This is a genomic window from Synechococcus sp. R55.7 (assembly GCF_047461955.1).
Taxonomy (GTDB): domain Bacteria; phylum Cyanobacteriota; class Cyanobacteriia; order Thermostichales; family Thermostichaceae; genus Thermostichus.
The window spans coordinates 1-1,685 of record NZ_JANSIC010000328.1 but is presented as its reverse complement, the minus strand read 5'-3'; the positions used below and the strand labels follow the sequence as shown (position 1 = coordinate 1,685).

At 56.5% G+C, this 1,685-nt stretch carries 3 protein-coding genes; all 3 read left to right on the top strand.

Translation table 11 applies throughout. The annotated features are described in order from the left end of the window. Positions 1–168 precede the first annotated feature (168 nt). A complete protein-coding gene (locus NW820_RS12235) occupies positions 169–720 on the top strand; it encodes a Dps family protein (RefSeq protein ID WP_414343201.1) in 552 nt (183 codons plus the stop codon). 75 nt (positions 721–795) lie between these two features. Further along, complete coding sequence (locus tag NW820_RS12230) at positions 796–1,122, top strand: Asr1405/Asl0597 family protein (protein ID WP_414407628.1); 327 nt, start codon at positions 796–798, stop codon at positions 1,120–1,122. Further along, a partial coding sequence (locus NW820_RS12225; protein WP_414407627.1) for a (2Fe-2S) ferredoxin domain-containing protein occupies positions 1,106–1,685 on the top strand: 580 nt, incomplete at its 3' end. The genes NW820_RS12230 and NW820_RS12225, both read left to right, overlap by 17 nt.

Sequence of the window (1,685 nt, the reverse complement as noted above, 5' to 3'; positions counted from 1 at the left end):
CTGATCCCACTCCAAAGGGATCTGCAACAACGGGCTTATTGAGAGTTATTCACAAGAGCCATTTTCTGCACTATGCTAGATTTGGAGGCAAACACCCAGGGATCCCAGGCCCGCTATGGCGGGCAGTTTAGGATTCGCAGCTCCTATTAACTTGTGCTGGAGAATTTTATGTCCGAAACTTCAACCCTGCGCCAGTCTTTCAACAGCGTGCGCGACAATCCTGTCTTGCTTGGCACTGAGATAACCCAGCCGGTTTGCGAGGGGATGAACGCCCTGCTGGCCAGCTTCCAGGGGCTGTACTTGCAGTACCAGAAGCATCACTTCGTGGTAGAAGGCACTGAGTTCTATCCGCTGCACCAACTCTTCAAAGATCACTACGAGCAGGCGAGGGAGCATGTCCACGACCTGGGAGAACGCCTAGAAGGGCTGGGAGGTGTGCCGGTAGCCAGCTTTGCCACCTTGGCCCAGCTTTGCTGCTTTACCCCTGAGCCGGATGGAGCTTTTGGGGCGCGGCAAATGTTGATGAACGACCTGGCGGCAGAGCAGGCCATCATCGATCTGCTGCGGCGACAGGCAGCCCAGGCGGAGAGCCTTGGGGATCGGGCCACTCGCTACCTCTACGAGCAAATCCTGTTGAAAACAGAGGATCGCGCTTTCCATCTCCATCACTTCCTGGCCAACGACAGCCTGGTGTTCGGCTTGATGAACGGCAGAGCCTAGCCAGAAGGTCCACAGGTGGGCTTGAGCCTGCCTAGCTTCCGGCCTCTGGCTTTTTTTTGAAAGGCTATTGAGAATTTGTTTCATCTCTTCACTATTCTTTACTCTGAGGTGCTGATCCCGGCCATGAACCCCGTCTTTCTGGACTCTGAGCGCGGCTATCTCTTGAACATTCCTCTGGGCGAGCGCTGGCGCGTTGGTCGGCGGCTGATGGAATTGGGGATCCCGGCGATTTGTACAGGAGATGGCCGTCTGCGGGTGGAGGTGAGTACTCCATTGGCTGTTCTACAGGTGCGCAGTGTGATCCGTCAGCACACAGCGCGGCGACAGGAGTTATTGGATGGCCTAGAGGTTTGTTGGCAGCTCAACACAGAGGCTGGGGGTCAAGATGAGCAAGTTCCCTAAGCAAGGAATCCCGTTTGAGTCGGAGGGCCAGTTTTTGGGATTTCTTCCCGATAAAGACGGCAAGCTCAAGTACCTGCGTTGGCAGGCTGGGGCTGACATTTTTTCCGGCAAGATCCCCAAGTCTCTGCGCTCTGCCCTCTACCGCACCCTCAAACCTGGAGACACCGTGCAGATCTGTGGGGAGCGGGAGGTGGATCCGCACAAAGGGCGAGAGAAGTGGGTGCTTTACCGGGTGGTTCCCCTCGGAGAGAGGGCGGGGGGTTTGTCTTCGGCTTCTGGGGCTGAGGCAGCTTCCGAACCGGTTGCTCCAAACATCACAGATATCAAAGGAGATATCAAAGGTACAGACATCAAAGGTAAGGTGCTGGTCTGCCAGAAATCCGACTGTTATCGGCGTGGGGCCGGAGCGGTGATGCAAGCCCTGAACGCCCACTTGGCCGCCTACTCTGGTTCGATTTGCGTGCAGGGGGTGGGCTGCATGAAAGATTGTAAACGGGGCCCCCATGTGGTGTTTATGCCCGACAAAGCCCGTTATAGCGGCGTTTCCCCCCAAGGGATCCCGG

What these genes read in the sequence shown, in the direction of transcription:
- NW820_RS12235 (WP_414343201.1), top strand. Translation starts at nt 169, where the DNA reads ATGTCCGAAACTTCAACCCTGCGCCAGTCTTTCAACAGCGTGCGCGAC.